The 15432-nt window shown below is 61.0% G+C and carries 14 protein-coding genes; 12 read left to right on the forward strand and 2 right to left on the reverse strand.

All coding sequences use genetic code 11. From position 1 onward, the window contains the following. The first annotated feature begins 25 nt into the window (after positions 1-25). Positions 26-691 (forward strand): TetR/AcrR family transcriptional regulator, encoded by a 666-nt coding sequence (locus tag N2A98_RS06920; protein ID WP_003189287.1) that lies wholly within the window; start codon positions 26-28, stop codon positions 689-691. A gap of 139 nt (positions 692-830) precedes the next feature. Next, positions 831-1799, forward strand: a complete 969-nt coding sequence (locus tag N2A98_RS06925; RefSeq protein WP_078802670.1) for a radical SAM protein — start codon at positions 831-833, stop codon at positions 1797-1799. A 612-nt stretch (positions 1800-2411) separates the two neighbouring features. On the opposite strand, the gene N2A98_RS06930 is transcribed toward N2A98_RS06925, so the two are convergent. Continuing rightward, positions 2412-3887, reverse strand: coding sequence for an inorganic phosphate transporter (locus tag N2A98_RS06930; RefSeq protein ID WP_003189291.1), 1476 nt, complete (start codon positions 3885-3887; stop codon positions 2412-2414). 332 nt (positions 3888-4219) lie between these two features. Further along, on the reverse strand, positions 4220-4420 hold the full coding sequence (locus N2A98_RS06935) for a hypothetical protein (protein ID WP_003189295.1): 201 nt from the start codon (positions 4418-4420) through the stop codon (positions 4220-4222). 622 nt (positions 4421-5042) lie between these two features. Here N2A98_RS06935 and pcaR point away from each other — a divergent pair. The 10 genes from pcaR (at position 5043) to pcaD (ending at position 15429) form a co-directional block, all read left to right on the forward strand. Then, complete coding sequence (gene pcaR / locus N2A98_RS06940) at positions 5043-5885, forward strand: pca regulon transcriptional regulator PcaR (RefSeq protein WP_003189296.1); 843 nt, start codon at positions 5043-5045, stop codon at positions 5883-5885. 145 nt (positions 5886-6030) lie between these two features. After that, a complete protein-coding gene (locus N2A98_RS06945) occupies positions 6031-7371 on the forward strand; it encodes an MFS transporter (protein WP_032893120.1) in 1341 nt (446 codons plus the stop codon). 248 nt (positions 7372-7619) lie between these two features. Further along, the gene (locus N2A98_RS06950; protein WP_003189300.1) at positions 7620-8477 is read left to right on the forward strand and encodes a CoA transferase subunit A; all 858 of its coding nucleotides are present in this window, start codon (positions 7620-7622) and stop codon (positions 8475-8477) included. Next, positions 8477-9256 carry a CoA-transferase subunit beta gene (locus N2A98_RS06955; RefSeq protein WP_044272685.1) on the forward strand — a complete coding sequence of 260 codons (780 nt, stop codon included), beginning with the start codon at positions 8477-8479 and terminating at the stop codon, positions 9254-9256. Before N2A98_RS06950 ends, N2A98_RS06955 begins: the two co-directional genes overlap by 1 nt. Next, complete coding sequence (gene pcaF / locus N2A98_RS06960) at positions 9253-10455, forward strand: 3-oxoadipyl-CoA thiolase (RefSeq protein WP_169855585.1); 1203 nt, start codon at positions 9253-9255, stop codon at positions 10453-10455. The genes N2A98_RS06955 and pcaF overlap by 4 nt, the downstream gene beginning before the upstream one ends. Positions 10456-10476: 21 nt before the next feature. Next, entirely contained in the window at positions 10477-11181 is a 705-nt protein-coding gene (gene pcaH, locus N2A98_RS06965) for a protocatechuate 3,4-dioxygenase subunit beta (RefSeq protein ID WP_044272687.1), read from the forward strand. 1 nt (position 11182) lies between these two features. Beyond that, on the forward strand, positions 11183-11749 hold the full coding sequence (gene pcaG, locus N2A98_RS06970; RefSeq protein WP_044272689.1) for a protocatechuate 3,4-dioxygenase subunit alpha: 567 nt from the start codon (positions 11183-11185) through the stop codon (positions 11747-11749). 207 nt (positions 11750-11956) lie between these two features. Then, a complete protein-coding gene (locus N2A98_RS06980) occupies positions 11957-13252 on the forward strand; it encodes an MFS family transporter (protein ID WP_032893116.1) in 1296 nt (431 codons plus the stop codon). A 10-nt stretch (positions 13253-13262) separates the two neighbouring features. Further along, complete coding sequence (locus N2A98_RS06985; RefSeq protein WP_275623185.1) at positions 13263-14627, forward strand: 3-carboxy-cis,cis-muconate cycloisomerase; 1365 nt, start codon at positions 13263-13265, stop codon at positions 14625-14627. 10 nt (positions 14628-14637) lie between these two features. Beyond that, the gene (gene pcaD, locus N2A98_RS06990; RefSeq protein ID WP_044272693.1) at positions 14638-15429 is read left to right on the forward strand and encodes a 3-oxoadipate enol-lactonase; all 792 of its coding nucleotides are present in this window, start codon (positions 14638-14640) and stop codon (positions 15427-15429) included. Positions 15430-15432: the final 3 nt, after the last annotated feature.

Genomic DNA, 15432 nt, shown 5'->3' on the forward strand with positions numbered 1-15432 from the left:
TTCCGACCTTTGCAGACTCTTCCTCATGCACAAAGAACCCCGTAAGGTCCGTGAGTTTCGCCGCCGTGAGCAGGAAATTCTCGACACCGCGCTCAAGCTGTTCCTCGAACAAGGTGAAGACAGCGTCACCGTCGAGATGATTGCGGATGCCGTGGGTATCGGCAAAGGCACGATCTACAAACACTTCAAGTCCAAGGCCGAAATCTACCTGCGCCTGATGCTCGACTACGAGCGCGATTTGAACGAGTTGCTGCACTCGGCCGATGTCGACAAAGACAAGGAAGCCCTGTCCCGCGCTTACTTCGAGTTCCGCATGCGTGACCCGCAGCGCTATCGCCTGTTCGACCGCCTCGAAGAAAAGGTGGTCAAAGGTCACCAAGTGCCGGAGATGGTCGAGGAACTGCACAAGATCCGCGCCTCGAACTTCGAACGCCTGACCCTGCTGATCAAGGGCCGTATCAGCGAAGGCAAGCTTGAAGACGTGCCTCCGTATTTCCACTACTGCGCCGCCTGGGCGCTGGTGCATGGCGCTGTGGCGCTGTACCACTCGCCGTTCTGGAGCAATGTGCTGGAAGACCAGGAAGGTTTCTTCCAATTCCTGATGGACATCGGCGTGCGCATGGGTAACAAGCGCAAGCACAGCCCGGAACTGCCGGGCGCCGAGAAGAGCGGCGAAACCCCTGCCACGTAAGTTATTCGCCACAGTGATGGCGCAATGATTTACTGCCAGGCGCAGTAACCCAGGAATATACTCAGGCAAGGACCTTGCTAAAAGCTGAGTTATGAGTCAGCTTTTAGCGCGCCCGAATTATCCTCTGCCGGAGTGATCCATGATCGTTGATCGTCAAGGCAGGCGTTTTCGCAATTTGCGGATCAGCCTGACTTCAGCCTGCAACTATGCGTGTACCTATTGCGTGCCAGACGGCAAGCGGTTGGTGGCTGCCCAGGATGAGCTGTCGGCCGAAGCCATGGCCCGGGGCGTGGCTTACCTGATCGAAGCGGCGGGTATCGAGCGCTTGCGCATTACTGGCGGTGAGCCGCTGGTCAGTCCCAAGCTGGAAGCCTTCATGGGCGCGGTAGGGCAGATGGGCCTGAGCGACATCAGCCTGACCACCAACGGCCAACTGCTGGCGCGCAAACTGCCGTTGCTGGTGGCTGCCGGCATTCGGCGCATCAATGTCTCCCTCGACACGCTGGATGCCGATGCTTTTCGCAGCATCGCCCGTGGCGGCGACCTGGCCACCGTGCTCGATGGCATGGACCAGGCCAGTGCTGCCGGGATCAAGATCAAGGTCAACATGGTACCGTTGCGCGGCCAGAACCTGGACCAGGTGATGCCGCTGCTCGATTACTGCCTGGAGCGTGGTTACGAGCTGCGCTTTATCGAACTGATGCGCATGGGCCACCTGGCCAAAGACTCTAACGCATTCCTGCAACAGTTCGTCAGCTTGCAACAGCTGCTCAGCTTGATCGGCGAACAACATGAATACCTGCAAGCCAACGCGCCCGTCGATGCGACTGCGGTACGCTACGAAGTGCCGGGCAAGGGCTTCTTCGGCGTGATCGCCAACGAGAGCGTACCGTTCTGCCGCACCTGTTCGCGGTTGCGATTGTCCTCCACCGGTTGGCTGCATGGGTGCCTGTCGTCCAGCAATCGCCATTATGTTGGTGACTTGCTTGATCAACCGCGTCACCAGGCGTTGCCGGCGTTGCAGGGCTTGTTGATGAAAGCCTTGGCTGACAAGCAGGAAGTGGCGTTTTCCGGCGGTGCCACGGTCATGAAGATCATCGGCGGCTGATCGCGTTTTAATTCGGTTGCACATCAGTGGTGTGAGCGGGCTTGCCTGCGATGCTTATAGATCCTTGCAACTTTCAAGGTTATAGCCACCGACGGTAACCACGATGCGAAGCGAGCCGCTCTTGATCTTGCTTTTGATCTCAGGCGCCCCGTTAAACCACGCTGGCCGGAATTCGACAGGGATTTGGGGGGTAAACCGGCAGGGATGCCGGTTTAGCCGCCCCGCGCCATGGATGGCGCGTGGCGGCGGCCCCCCAAATCACTGGCGGATTACGGGCACACCGAGCCTAAGCGAGGTGCCGAGTGGTGGGGCAAGAGCCTTTTGCTTACTTTTGGGCTCTTTTCAAAAGTGAGCCGCCGTCAGGGCGGAACCCTAAGTGGCCGTTACCGCAGCAATGGATATGTACTCGGTATAACAGTGTCGACTGTGAGGCCGTCATCGCAGGCAAGCCAGCTCCCACAGTTGGATCGCGGGGGTGTCAGTTAGATAGGTGTAGGCTGTCCGGTCGCCACGGGGGCAAGATGCCTTGCCACAGGTGGACTACTGTGCGCTTGGAGCATAAAAAAAGGTGCGACCCTCGCGGATCGCACCTTTTTTATTGCCGGCTGGCTATCAGTTGCCCAATGCCTTGGACGCCAACCAGAACAACCCGGCCGAGAGGCCTACGGTCGCTGGCAAGGTCAATACCCAAGCCATCAGGATGGTCTTGACCGTGCCACCTTGCAGGCCGCTCTTGTTGGCAACCATCGTGCCCGCCACGCCAGAAGACAGGACGTGAGTGGTGGACACTGGCAGGGCGAAGATATTGGCAAAGCCGATCATCGTGGCCGTGGTGATTTGCGCCGACATGCCCTGGGCATAGGTCATGCCTTGCTTGCCGATCTTCTCACCGATGGTGAGCACCACGCGCTTCCAGCCCACCATGGTGCCCAGGCCCAGGGCCAGTGCGACCGCGAGGATCACCCAGAACGGGGCGTACTCGGTGGTGGCGGTCAGGTCTTTGCGCAGCTTGTCGAGGTCGGACTTCTCACGGGAGTCCAGGCCTGGCAGCTTGCCGACTTTCTTCGCGGTGTCATCCAGGCAAAGCAGGTAACGACGCACTTCGATGCGGTGGTCGGCCGTCAGCGAGTGGTAGTCCGAGACGCCCTTGAGGGTGCCCAGCAGCGCGTTGATCGTCGGTTCGGTCTGCTGCGGGTTGCAGCGGAACTTGCCCGGCAGATCATCCTTCACGCTTTTGCCCAGGGCCAGGAACTCACCGAGGGTCTCGTGGTTGCGCTGGTAGAACTGGTTCAGGTGCAGGGTGGCGTCGCGGGTACGTTCGATCTGGTAGGTGGTGCTGCCCAGGTCCAATACGAACTGCGCCGGCACGATGCCGATGAGCACCAGCATGATCAGGCCGATGCCTTTCTGGCCATCGTTGGAGCCGTGCACGAAGCTCACAGCCATGGCCGAAATCACCAGCACCAGGCGGTTCCAGAACGGCGGGTGCTTTTTGTCGTCAAGCTTGCGGCGCTGGTCCGGGGTCTTGTGCATCTTCGACAGCGGGCGCCACCACTTCAGGCCGATCAGCACCAGGGCGGCGACCAGAAAACCCGCCATCGGCGAGAACACCAGCGACGCGCCGATATCCACGGCCTTCTGCCAGTTCACACCGTCAGCCAGGGGGATGTCGTTGATCAACGCGTTGGCCAGGCCGACACCGAGGATCGAGCCGATCAGGGTGTGGGAACTGGAGGCGGGGATACCGAAGTACCAGGTACCCAGGTTCCAGGTGATTGCCGCCGCCAACAACGAGAAGACCATTGCCAGGCCATGGCCGGTGTTCACATTGATCAGCAACTCCACCGGCAGCAAGTGCACGATGGCGTAGGCGACACCGACACCACCGAGCAATACGCCGAGGAAATTGAACACCCCGGAGAAGAACACGGCCAAGTGTGGCGGCATGGCTTTGGTATAGATGACTGTGGCCACCGCGTTAGCGGTGTCATGAAAGCCATTGATGAACTCGAAGGCGAGGACAAAGGCCAGGGCGAGCAACAGGCTCACGAGAACCCAAGCATCCAGTCCGCTGAATAAATCGATCATGAAGGTTTTCTGACCCGGTCGTAAGGGGGCGCGATTATGCCAGAAAACATCAGTAATCGATGCATTAGCTGCTCATCGGTAACAATCTTCCTGGAAAAAAATGCGGCAAGACGCACGCATCCCAGGGTTTTCGGGGCTTTGGCAAGTCTTTGATTTATAAAGCGCAGGCCCCAGAAGACGGGCTTTCTTCATGAAAACGCCATGCCTGAAACATTTGTATGAAATTTCGTAGGTGGATGTAGGTTGCTGACCAGCGGACGCTAAAGCAGGTGCCCTCTGCCAGTACTGCACCGGCAGAGACAGCACGACCCTTGAAGCTCGAACCGAAGCGCTTATGGCTCCTCAGTCTTGAGTTCCTGCTCGATCTTTTGGATTTCCTGGGCAAATGCCTGGTCCAGCAGGCTGGCACGTTTACGCCATGGCTTGCGTTCCGGCTCGGGTTGCGCGGCGTAGGTGGTGACTTCCCCGCCGTAGACATCCTTGTAACGTTGCTCCTGGCGCTCAAGTTCCGCGCGCAGTTCATCTTTCGTCACAGTATTACCTAATGAGTTGAGTTTATTGATTGCGCAGCGTCATGCCTGAAAGTCGTCCTCGGGCGATACCAAATAAAACAGTCGAACCGTTCAAGTTGGTACATGGGCCTGAGGGCCGTTCTTTTAAGCGAGTACTTGTGACCGGCGTCGCCAGCAGCCTGCAATGCCTGGTGAGCTCCACTCCCGATGGTGATACCGGGCTGACCTCTGCACAGGTTGCATTATAGCGGCGCATTTGAATAACACTATCATCATGAAGTTAAAAAGCGTCAACGACGTGTCTGGAGTTTGTTACATACCGCCGCATTATTGTGAACGCCGTCATCTTCATGTCTACATTTGAGTTACACGCAGAACTCATGTGGGAGCGAGCAAGCCCGCTCCCACATGAGTTCTGCGTTGATTTCGCTTGATTGATCGGCATTAGGGTAAATGTCTACGCTTTACAGAGGCATCAGGCAAATCTGAAACGTTAGCGGGTGGGGCTGCGCCAAATTGCGATAATCGCATGATCGTCCGATAATCGCCCAATGTTGCCGCCGCTGGCTTGTGCGGTGCGACCGGGACGGCTTGTAATAGCCGCCAACCCTCCCGTGGTGATAACAAGAGAAGGCCCTTTGAAATGAACGATCAATTGCGCAACTCCTTTGCATCAGTGGCGCCGCCGATCGTGGCTTCACCGGCCAAGCGTATCCAGGCATTCACCGGTGATCCGGATTTCATGACGTCCCTGGCCCGTGGCCTGGCCGTGGTGCAGGCGTTCCAGGAGCGCAAGCGTCACCTGACCATCGCCCAGATCAGCCATCGCACGGAAATTCCCCGCGCTGCGGTGCGCCGTTGCCTGCATACCTTGATCAAGCTCGGCTACGCCACCACGGACGGGCGCACCTATTCGTTGTTGCCCAAGGTGCTGACCCTCGGTCACGCCTATCTTTCGTCCACACCGCTGGCTGTCTCGGCCCAGCCTTATCTGGACCGCATGAGCGAGCAACTGCATGAAGCCTGCAACATGGCGACTCTGGAGGGCGATGACATCCTTTATATCGCCCGTTCTGCCACTACCCAGCGCCTGATCTCGGTTGACCTTTCGGTAGGCGGGCGCTTGCCTGCGTATTGCACGTCCATGGGCCGCATTCTGCTGGCCGCCCTCGACGATGCCTCGCTGCAGGATTACCTCGACCATGCCGACCTGCAAACCAAGACCAGCCGCACCCTGACCACGCCGCAAGCGTTGTTCGAATGCCTGCAACAGGTGCGTCAGCAGGGCTGGTGCATTGTCGACCAGGAACTGGAGCAGGGCCTGCGTTCCATCGCGGTGCCGGTGTATGACGCGTCCGGCCAGGTGTTGGCCGCGCTGAATGTCAGCACCCATGCCGGGCGGGTCAGCCGCAGCGAGTTGGAGCAGCGCTTTTTGCCGAGCATGCTCAGCGCCAGTCGTGAGCTGAGTGCGCAACTGTTTGCCTAAGCTGTTCGGTGACCGCACAGATCCCGGCTCGCTCGATTGACGGTGTTTCCCTTGGCTTATTAATGTGCGGCAGCGCTCTGAGGAGCTGCCCTATAAGAACGACGGCCCCAGGCCGTCAGCCCGCCATCGGTGTGGAATAAAAATAATGAATCAGCCTTCTGTTGGTACCACCCTGGACGTACAGTCCTTCATCAACACCCAGCCACTTTCGCGTTATCAGTGGCGCGTGGTGATCCTGTGTTTCCTGATTGTTTTCCTCGACGGCCTCGACACGGCCGCCATGGGCTTTATCGCGCCCGCGCTGTCCCAGGACTGGGGCATCGACCGCGCCAGCCTCGGCCCGGTGATGAGCGCCGCGTTGATCGGCATGGTGTTCGGCGCACTCGGTTCCGGCCCGCTGGCCGACCGCTTTGGCCGCAAAGTCGTGCTGGTCGGCGCGGTGTTGGTGTTTGGTGCGTTCAGCCTGGCGTCGGCCTACAGCACCAATGTCGACCAGTTGCTGGTACTGCGCTTTCTCACCGGCCTGGGCCTGGGCGCCGGCATGCCGAATGCCACCACCTTGCTCTCTGAATACACCCCGGAGCGGCATAAATCCTTGTTGGTGACCAGCATGTTCTGTGGCTTCAACCTGGGCATGGCCGGCGGTGGGTTTATTTCGGCCAAGCTGATCCCCGCGTTCGGCTGGCACAGCCTGTTACTGATCGGCGGCATCCTTCCGTTGATCCTCGCGGTGGTGCTGTTGGTTTGGCTGCCGGAGTCGGCGCGTTATCTGGTAGTGCGCAATCGCGGCACCGACAAGGTGCGCAAGACCCTGGCCCCTATCGAGCCAAGCATCGTTGCCCAGGCCACCCACTTCAGCGTGCCGGAGCAAAAAACCGTCAAGGCCCGCAATGTGTTCGCGGTGATCTTCTCGGGCACCTACAGCGCTGGCACCTTGCTGTTGTGGCTCACGTATTTCATGGGCCTGGTGATCGTTTACCTGCTGACCAGTTGGCTCCCCACTTTGATGCGTGACAGCGGCGCGAGCATGGAACAGGCCGCGTTTATCGGCGCGCTGTTCCAGTTTGGTGGGGTATTGAGCGCGGTGGGCGTGGGCTGGGCGATGGACCGGTTCAACCCGCACAAAGTGATCGGCACGTTCTATCTGCTGGCCGGGGTGTTTGCCTACGCGGTAGGGCAGAGCCTGGGCAACATCACGCTGTTGGCCACCCTGGTGCTGGTCGCCGGGATGTGCGTCAACGGTGCGCAATCGGCAATGCCATCCCTGGCGGCACGTTTCTATCCTACTCAGGGCCGTGCCACCGGGGTGTCGTGGATGCTCGGCATCGGCCGCTTCGGCGCGATCCTGGGGGCGTGGATGGGCGCTACCTTGCTGGGCCTGGGCTGGAACTTCGAGCAGGTGCTCACGGCACTTGTGATTCCGGCGGCATTGGCCACGGCAGCGGTGGTGATCAAGGGCATGGTCAGCCATGCCGATGCCACCTGAAACCGATCACTACCCCTGTGGGAGCTGGCTTGCCTGCGATAGCGGTGTTGAATCCACAGGCGCCATCGCAGGCAAGCCAGCTCCCACATTGCCCCTGTTCTTGCAGATGATTAGTTAAGTAACAATCGGTTCGATAATCGAACACTCAGTCGATTATCGGATTGTTTGGCCCATTTCCCCGGCTTAATCTTCAAGCACTTCGGCGCCACCTCAGCGCCTTTTTCGATCAACACCGGGAGCCCAACCCCATGGCTGAAATCCTCACCCTGCGTGATGCGGTCAAGCGCTTCGTGAACGACGGCGATACCGTCGCCCTCGAAGGCTTCACCCACCTGATCCCTACGGCCGCAGGCCATGAAATCATTCGTCAGGGCAAGAAAGACCTGACACTGGTGCGCATGACGCCTGACCTGATCTACGACCAGTTGATCGGTGCCGGCTGTGCGCGCAAGTTGATTTTCTCCTGGGGCGGCAACCCGGGCGTGGGTTCCCTGCATCGCCTGCGTGACGCGGTAGAGAAACAATGGCCGCAAGCGCTGGAGATCGAAGAGCACAGCCACGCTGACCTGGCCAATGCCTACGTCGCCGGTGCCTCCGGCCTGCCGTTCGCCGTGTTGCGTGCCTACGCCGGTTCCGACTTGCCCAAGGTCAACCCGCTGATCAAGACCGTCACTTGCCCCTTCACCGGTGAAGTGCTGGCGGCAGTGCCATCGGTGCGTCCGGACATCACTGTGATTCACGCGCAGAAAGCCGACCGCAAAGGCAACGTGCTGCTCTGGGGCATTCTCGGGGTGCAAAAGGAAGCGGCCCTGGCGGCCAAGCGCTGCATCGTCACCGTCGAGGAAATCGTCGACGACCTGAACGCGCCGATGAACAGCTGCGTGCTGCCGACCTGGGCGCTGACGGCGGTGTGTCACGTACCCGGTGGTGCCCATCCGTCCTACGCGCACGGCTACAACGAACGGGATAACCGCTTCTACCAGGCGTGGGACCCGATTGCCCGCGACCGTGGGACCTTTACCGCCTGGATCGACGAATATATCCATGGCACTGCCGACTTCAGTGAATTCCAGGCCAAGCTGGCCACCGCGCAGGAGGCTAAGTAATGGCTTACTCCACCAATGAAATGATGACCGTCGCTGCCGCACGCCGCCTCAAGAACGGCTCGGTGTGCTTCGTCGGCATCGGCCTGCCATCGAAGGCCGCCAACCTGGCGCGCCTGACATCGTCGCCGGATGTGGTGCTGATCTACGAGTCGGGCCCGATTGGGGCCAAGCCCAGCGTATTGCCGCTGTCCATCGGTGATGGCGAGCTGGCGGAGACCGCTGACACTGTGGTGCCCACCGGTGAGATCTTTCGCTACTGGCTGCAGGGCGGGCGTATTGATGTCGGCTTTCTCGGCGCGGCCCAGGTCGACCGTTTCGGCAATATCAACACCACCGTGGTCGGTGATTATCACCAGCCCAAAGTGCGTTTACCGGGTGCCGGTGGCGCGCCGGAAATCGCCGGTTCCGCCAAGAGCGTGCTGATCATCCTTAAACAGTCGTCGCGTTCGTTTGTAGACAAACTGGACTTCATCACCTCCGTCGGTCACGGCGAAGGTGGCGACTCACGCAAGCGTCTGGGCCTGCCCGGCGCCGGCCCCGTGGGCATCATTACCGACCTGTGCATCATGGAACCGGAGGAGGGCAGCCATGAGTTCGTGGTCACTGCGCTACACCCCGGCGTGACCCGTGAGCAAGTGGTCGCCGCCACCGGCTGGGCGATTCGCTTTGCCGACCAGGTGAGCACCACTGCTGAACCCACCGAGATCGAACTGACCGCCCTGCGTGACCTCGAAGCGCGCACGGCCGCTGCCCACGGCCAAGCACCGGGAGAAGCCTGATGCGCGAGGTTTATATCTGTGATGCCATTCGCACGCCTATCGGCCGTTTCGGCGGTGGCCTGTCCACGGTGCGAGCCGACGACCTGGCGGCGCTGCCGATCAAGGCGTTGATCGAGCGCAACCCATCGGTGGACTGGAGCGCCGTAGACGAAGTCTTCCTCGGCTGCGCCAACCAGGCCGGTGAAGACAACCGCAACGTGGCACGCATGGCGTTGCTGCTGGCGGGGCTGCCGGAAAGTATTCCTGGTGTGACCCTCAACCGCTTGTGCGCCTCGGGCATGGATGCCATCGGCACCGCCTTTCGTGCGATTGCCAGCGGTGAAATGGAGCTGGCGATTGCCGGTGGCGTCGAGTCGATGTCCCGCGCTCCGTTTGTGATGGGCAAGGCCGATGCAGCGTTCTCGCGCAACATGAAGTTGGAAGACACCACTATTGGCTGGCGCTTTATCAACCCGCTGATGAAGGCCCAGTACGGCGTGGATGCCATGCCGCAGACGGCCGATAACGTGGCCGATGACTATCAGGTTTCCCGCGCCGACCAGGATGCTTTCGCCCTGCGCAGCCAGCAACGCACCGCCGCCGCCCAGGCCGCCGGGTTCTTTGCCGAGGAAATCGTTCCGGTGCGGGTCGCCCATAAAAAAGGCGAGACCCTGGTGGAACACGATGAGCACCCACGGGACACCACGTTGGAAGCCCTGGCCAAGCTCAAGCCGGTCAACGGCGCGGACAAGACCGTCACTGCTGGCAATGCCTCGGGCGTCAACGACGGCGCCGCCGCGCTGATCCTCGCCAGCGCCGAGGCCGTCAAGCAACACGGCCTCACCGCTCGCGCCCGTGTGCTGGGCATGGCCAGTGCCGGTGTCGCCCCGCGGGTGATGGGCATCGGCCCGGTGCCGGCGGTGCGCAAACTGGTGGAGCGCCTGGGGTTGGCGGTCACCGACTTTGACGTGATCGAACTCAACGAAGCCTTCGCCAGCCAAGGCCTGGCGGTGCTGCGCGAACTGGGTATTGCCGACGATGCGCCCCAGGTCAACCCCAACGGCGGCGCCATTGCCCTCGGCCATCCCCTGGGGATGAGTGGTGCGCGGTTGGTACTGACGGCCCTGCACCAATTGGAAAAAACCGGCGGCCGCAAAGGCCTGGCGACCATGTGCGTTGGCGTTGGCCAAGGCCTGGCCCTGGCGATTGAACGCGTCTGATAACTAAAAGAGGATTGCTCCATGAGTGACAAGCCCGGTTACCGGCGCCCGCAAGCGGGCACTCAACCTGATTACCTGCACCCGGCCTACCAGTCGACGAACCTGCGTTCGCCGTCCCAGCCGTTGGTGTTCCTGCCCCATTCCTTGTCGGAAATCACCGGCCCGACCATCGGCGCCGAACGTATCAATGACAAGGACAACGATCTGACGGCCCAGCATGAGGGCGAGCCGCAAGGCGAGCGCATCATTATTCATGGCCGTGTGCTGGACGAAAACGGCCTGCCAGTGCCGGGCATCCTCGTGGAGATCTGGCAGGCCAATGCCGCCGGCCGCTACAACCACAAGCGCGACCTGCACGATGCGCCGCTGGACCCGAATTTCACCGGCACCGGGCGCACCGTCACCGACGCCGACGGCTGGTACCAGTTCCAGACCATCAAGCCTGGCGCCTACCCGTGGGGCAACCACCACAACGCGTGGCGCCCGGCGCATATCCACTTTTCGCTGTTCGGCCCCAGCGTGCTGACGCGCCTGGTGACGCAAATGTATTTCCCGGGCGACCCGTTGCTGGAGTACGACCCGATCTACAACTGTGTGCCGGATACCAGCGCCAAGCAACGCTTGATCGCCAGTTTCGACCTGGAAAAAACCATTCCTTCCTATGCCCTCGGTTACCGTTGGGACATCGTCCTGCGCGGCCGCGACGCCACGCCGATGGAGAAATGAGATGACACTCAACGCGACCACGTCCCACACCGTCGGGCCGTATTACCACATTGGCCTGACCTGGCTGAACCGTGAAGACCTGACCGTCACTGCCACCCTCGGCGAACGCGTGGCAATCAGCGGGCAAGTGGTGGACGGCAACGGTGATGTCGTCAACGACGCCATGCTGGAAGTCTGGCAGGCCAATGCCGCCGGCAAATATGCCCACCCCGAAGATGAGCAGGACAAAGCGCTGGACCCGAACTTCGAAGGTTTCGGCCGCGTGCCGGTGGATGCCGAAGGGCGTTTTCGCTTTACCACCATCAAGCCGGGCAGTGTGCCGGGGCTCAAGGGCACCACCCAGGCGCCGCATTTGGTGGTGCTGGTGTTTGCCCGTGGGTTGGTGAAGCACTTGCTGACGCGGATTTATTTTGACGGTGAAGCGCTCAATGGCGATGACCCGTTGCTGGCGTGTGTACCGGCGGAACGTCGTAGCACCCTGATTGCCAAGGCTGATGCGGCAGGGGTTTATCAGTGGAATGTGATTTTGCAGGGCACAGATAAGGAAACGGTGTTCTTCGACTATTGACCGCTCTTGTAGGAGCGAGCTTGCTCGCGAAAATCGCCAACGATAACGCGGTCAGCTTGAATGAACGCGGGGCTCTCAGGTTTTTCGCGAGCAAGCTCGCTCCTACAGGGATGAGGTTCAGGCTCCACCTATCCAAAAGTCTGCTTGCGGAACAGGGTTGTTGCAAAGTATGTCTAGGCTATAACCGTTCCCACTGAGTAAAAAAACATGACAACAAAAACCAGCCACTACACCGGAGAAGAACGCAGCAAACGGATCTTTGCGATTGTCGGTGCTTCCTCCGGCAACCTGGTCGAATGGTTCGACTTCTACGTCTATGCCTTCTGCGCGATTTATTTCGCCCCGGCGTTTTTCCCCTCGGATGACCCTACGGTGCAGTTGCTCAACACCGCCGGTGTGTTTGCCGCCGGGTTCCTGATGCGCCCGATTGGCGGCTGGTTGTTTGGCCGGGTGGCCGACAAGCACGGGCGCAAGAATTCGATGATGATTTCGGTGCTGATGATGTGCGGCGGCTCCCTGGTCATCGCCTTCCTGCCCACCTATAACGACATCGGTGCCTGGGCCCCGGCGTTGCTGTTGGTGGCGCGGCTGTTCCAGGGCTTGTCGGTGGGCGGCGAGTACGGCACCACGGCCACCTACATGAGTGAAGTCGCGCTCAAGGGCCAGCGTGGCTTCTTCGCCTCGTTCCAGTACGTGACCCTGATCGGCGGCCAGTTGCTGGCGGTGCTGGTGGTGGTGATCCTGCAACAGATCCTCACCGAAGAAGAACTGCGCGCCTGGGGCTGGCGCATCCCGTTTGTGATCGGCGCCATTGCCGCCGTGATCTCCCTGCTGCTGCGTCGCACCCTGAAAGAAACCACCAGCAAGGAAATGCGCGAAGACAAGGACGCCGGCAGTATCGTCGCGCTGTTTCGCGACCACGGCAAAGCCTTCATCACGGTGCTGGGCTACACCGCCGGCGGCTCGCTGATTTTCTATACCTTCACCACCTACATGCAGAAGTACCTGGTGAACACCGTCGGCATGCACGCCAAGACGTCGAGCTACATCATGACCGGCGCGCTGTTCCTGTACATGTGCATGCAGCCGTTGTTCGGCATGTTGGCCGACAAGATCGGCCGGCGTAATTCGATGCTCTGGTTCGCCGGCCTTGGCACGCTGTTTACCGTGCCGATCCTGCTGACCTTGAAAACCGTGACCAGCCCGTTTCTGGCCTTTGTGCTGATCACCCTGGCCTTGGCGATTGTCAGCTTCTACACCTCCATCAGCGGCCTGGTCAAAGCGGAGATGTTCCCGCCGCAGGTGCGTGCATTGGGCGTAGGCCTGGCGTATGCAGTGGCTAACGCGGTGTTTGGCGGTTCGGCAGAAGTGGTTGCGCTGAGCCTCAAATCCATCGGCATGGAAAACACCTTTTATTGGTACGTCACCGCGATGATGGCGGTGGCCTTCCTGTTCAGCTTGCGCCTGCCGAAACAGGCGGCGTACCTGCATCACGATCTGTAAGGGATGAGTTATGACGTTGCGCACGAGCAATCAACTGTTCGACGCTTATTTCACCGCTGACAGCATGGCCGACGTGTTCTGTGACCAGGGACGCTTGCAGGGCATGCTGGATTTCGAAGCCGCACTGGCCCGGGCGCAGGCCCGCGTCGGGTTGATTCCCCAGGCCGCCGTCGCACCGATTGCCCAGGCGTGCCTGGCGTCGTTGTATGACGTGGATGCCCTTGGCAGCGCGATTGCCACGGCGGGCAACTCAGCGATTCCATTGGTGAAGGCGTTGGGCAAGCTGATCGCCAGTGAGGACGCCGACGCCGAGCGTTATGTGCACCTGGGCGCAACCAGCCAAGACGTGATGGACACCGGCCTGGTGCTGCAACTGCGCCGTGGGGTGGCGCTGATCGAGGCCGACCTGGCTCGCCTGGGGGATGTGTTGGCCGCCCAGGCCCAGCGTTATGCCACCGTGCCTTTAGCCGGGCGCACCTGGTTGCAGCACGCGACGCCGGTCACCCTGGGGATGAAAATCGCCGGTTGGCTGGGCGCGGTGACGCGCAGTCGCCAGCGCCTGGCCGAATTGAAGCCGCGCCTGCTGGTGCTGCAATTTGGCGGCGCATCAGGCACGTTGGCGGCGCTCGGCGAACACGCCATGCCGGTGGCCGAAGCCTTGGCCGCCGAGTTGCAACTGGGTTTGCCGGAACAACCCTGGCACACCCAGCGTGACCGCCTGGTGGAGTTTGCCAGCCTGCTAGGCCTGATCGCCGGCAGCCTCGGCAAATTGGGCCGCGATATCAGCCTGTTGATGCAGACCGAAGCGGCGGAGGTGTTCGAGCCTTCGGCGCCGGGCAAGGGCGGTTCGTCCACGATGCCGCACAAGCGCAATCCAGTGGGCGCCGCGGTGCTGATCAGCGCAGCCACCCGTGTACCGGGCCTGGTGGCGACGATGTTCAGCGCCATGCCCCAAGAGCACGAACGCAGCCTGGGCTTGTGGCACGCCGAATGGGAGACCTTGCCGGAGATTTGCCGCCTGGTGTCCGGTGCCTTGCACCAGGCAATTCTGGTCAGTGAGGGGTTGGAAGTGAATGCCGAACGCATGGCACAGAACCTCGACCTGACCCAGGGCCTGGTGCTAGCCGAAGCGGTGAGTATCGTGCTCGCCCAACGCTTGGGCCGCGACACCGCGCACCATCTGCTGGAACAGTGCTGCAAACGTGCGGTCGCCGAGCAGCGCCATTTGCGCGCGGTGCTGGCGGATGAGCCGCACGTCACCGCCGAGTTGTCAGCGGCTGAACTGGACCGCCTGCTCGACCCGGCCCACTACCTGGGCCAGGCGTCCACCTGGGTTACGCGTGCAGTGACCGAACATTTTGCTTTGACTGCCTGAGGAGAACGCTGTGGCTTTTGTACAACTCGCCGAGGGCGAACTGCATTACCAACTCGAGGGGCCCGCCGACGCACCGGTATTGGTGCTGTCCAATTCCCTGGGTACCGACCTGCATATGTGGGATATCCAGATTCCGGCCTTCACCGAGCATTTTCGCGTACTGCGCTTCGACACCCGCGGCCACGGCCAATCCCTGGTGACCGAGGGGCCTTACAGCATTGAGCAACTGGGCCAAGACGTGATCGCACTGCTGGATGCGCTGGAGATCCAGAAGGCGCATTTTTGCGGATTGTCCATGGGCGGCTTGATCGGCCAATGGCTGGGCATCCATGCCGGCGAGCGTCTGCAACGCCTGGTGGTGTGTAACACCGCGGCCAAGATCGGTACGCCCGAGGTATGGAACCCGCGTATCGAAATGGTCCTGCGTGATGGCGCAGCCGCGATGGTAGCGCTGCGCGATGCGTCGATTGCGCGCTGGTTCACCGCAGATTTCGCCGCCGCCCACCCGCATCAGGCCAAGCAGATCACTGACATGCTCGCGGCCACGTCGCCCGAGGGATATGCCGCCAACTGCGGCGCCGTGCGCGATGCGGATTTCCGTGAGCAATTGTCCTCGATCAAGGTGCCGACCCTGGTGATTGCCGGTACCGAAGATGCGGTGACGCCGCCAGCCGGTGGCCACTTTATCCAGAGCCATGTGCAGGGTGCCGAGTATGCCGAGTTCTATGCGGCGCACCTGTCCAACGTTCAGGCCGGTGCTGCGTTCAGCGACCGGGTGATCGAATTTCTGCTGGCCCGCTGAGGA

It is taken from the genome of Pseudomonas sp. FJ2-5-13 (assembly GCF_029201605.1).
Lineage (GTDB): Bacteria > Pseudomonadota > Gammaproteobacteria > Pseudomonadales > Pseudomonadaceae > Aquipseudomonas > Aquipseudomonas lactis.

Bases quoted from the DNA above. Each gene is read 5' to 3' on its own strand.
- N2A98_RS06920 (WP_003189287.1), top strand. From the start codon at position 26: ATGCACAAAGAACCCCGTAAGGTCCGTGAGTTTCGCCGCCGTGAGCAG.
- N2A98_RS06925 (WP_078802670.1), top strand. From the start codon at position 831: ATGATCGTTGATCGTCAAGGCAGGCGTTTTCGCAATTTGCGGATCAGC.
- N2A98_RS06930 (WP_003189291.1), bottom strand. From the start codon at position 3,887: ATGATCGATTTATTCAGCGGACTGGATGCTTGGGTTCTCGTGAGCCTG.
- pcaR (WP_003189296.1), top strand. From the start codon at position 5,043: ATGAACGATCAATTGCGCAACTCCTTTGCATCAGTGGCGCCGCCGATC.
- N2A98_RS06945 (WP_032893120.1), top strand. From the start codon at position 6,031: ATGAATCAGCCTTCTGTTGGTACCACCCTGGACGTACAGTCCTTCATC.
- N2A98_RS06950 (WP_003189300.1), top strand. From the start codon at position 7,620: ATGGCTGAAATCCTCACCCTGCGTGATGCGGTCAAGCGCTTCGTGAAC.
- N2A98_RS06955 (WP_044272685.1), top strand. From the start codon at position 8,477: ATGGCTTACTCCACCAATGAAATGATGACCGTCGCTGCCGCACGCCGC.
- pcaH (WP_044272687.1), top strand. From the start codon at position 10,477: ATGAGTGACAAGCCCGGTTACCGGCGCCCGCAAGCGGGCACTCAACCT.
- pcaG (WP_044272689.1), top strand. From the start codon at position 11,183: ATGACACTCAACGCGACCACGTCCCACACCGTCGGGCCGTATTACCAC.
- N2A98_RS06980 (WP_032893116.1), top strand. From the start codon at position 11,957: ATGACAACAAAAACCAGCCACTACACCGGAGAAGAACGCAGCAAACGG.
- N2A98_RS06985 (WP_275623185.1), top strand. From the start codon at position 13,263: ATGACGTTGCGCACGAGCAATCAACTGTTCGACGCTTATTTCACCGCT.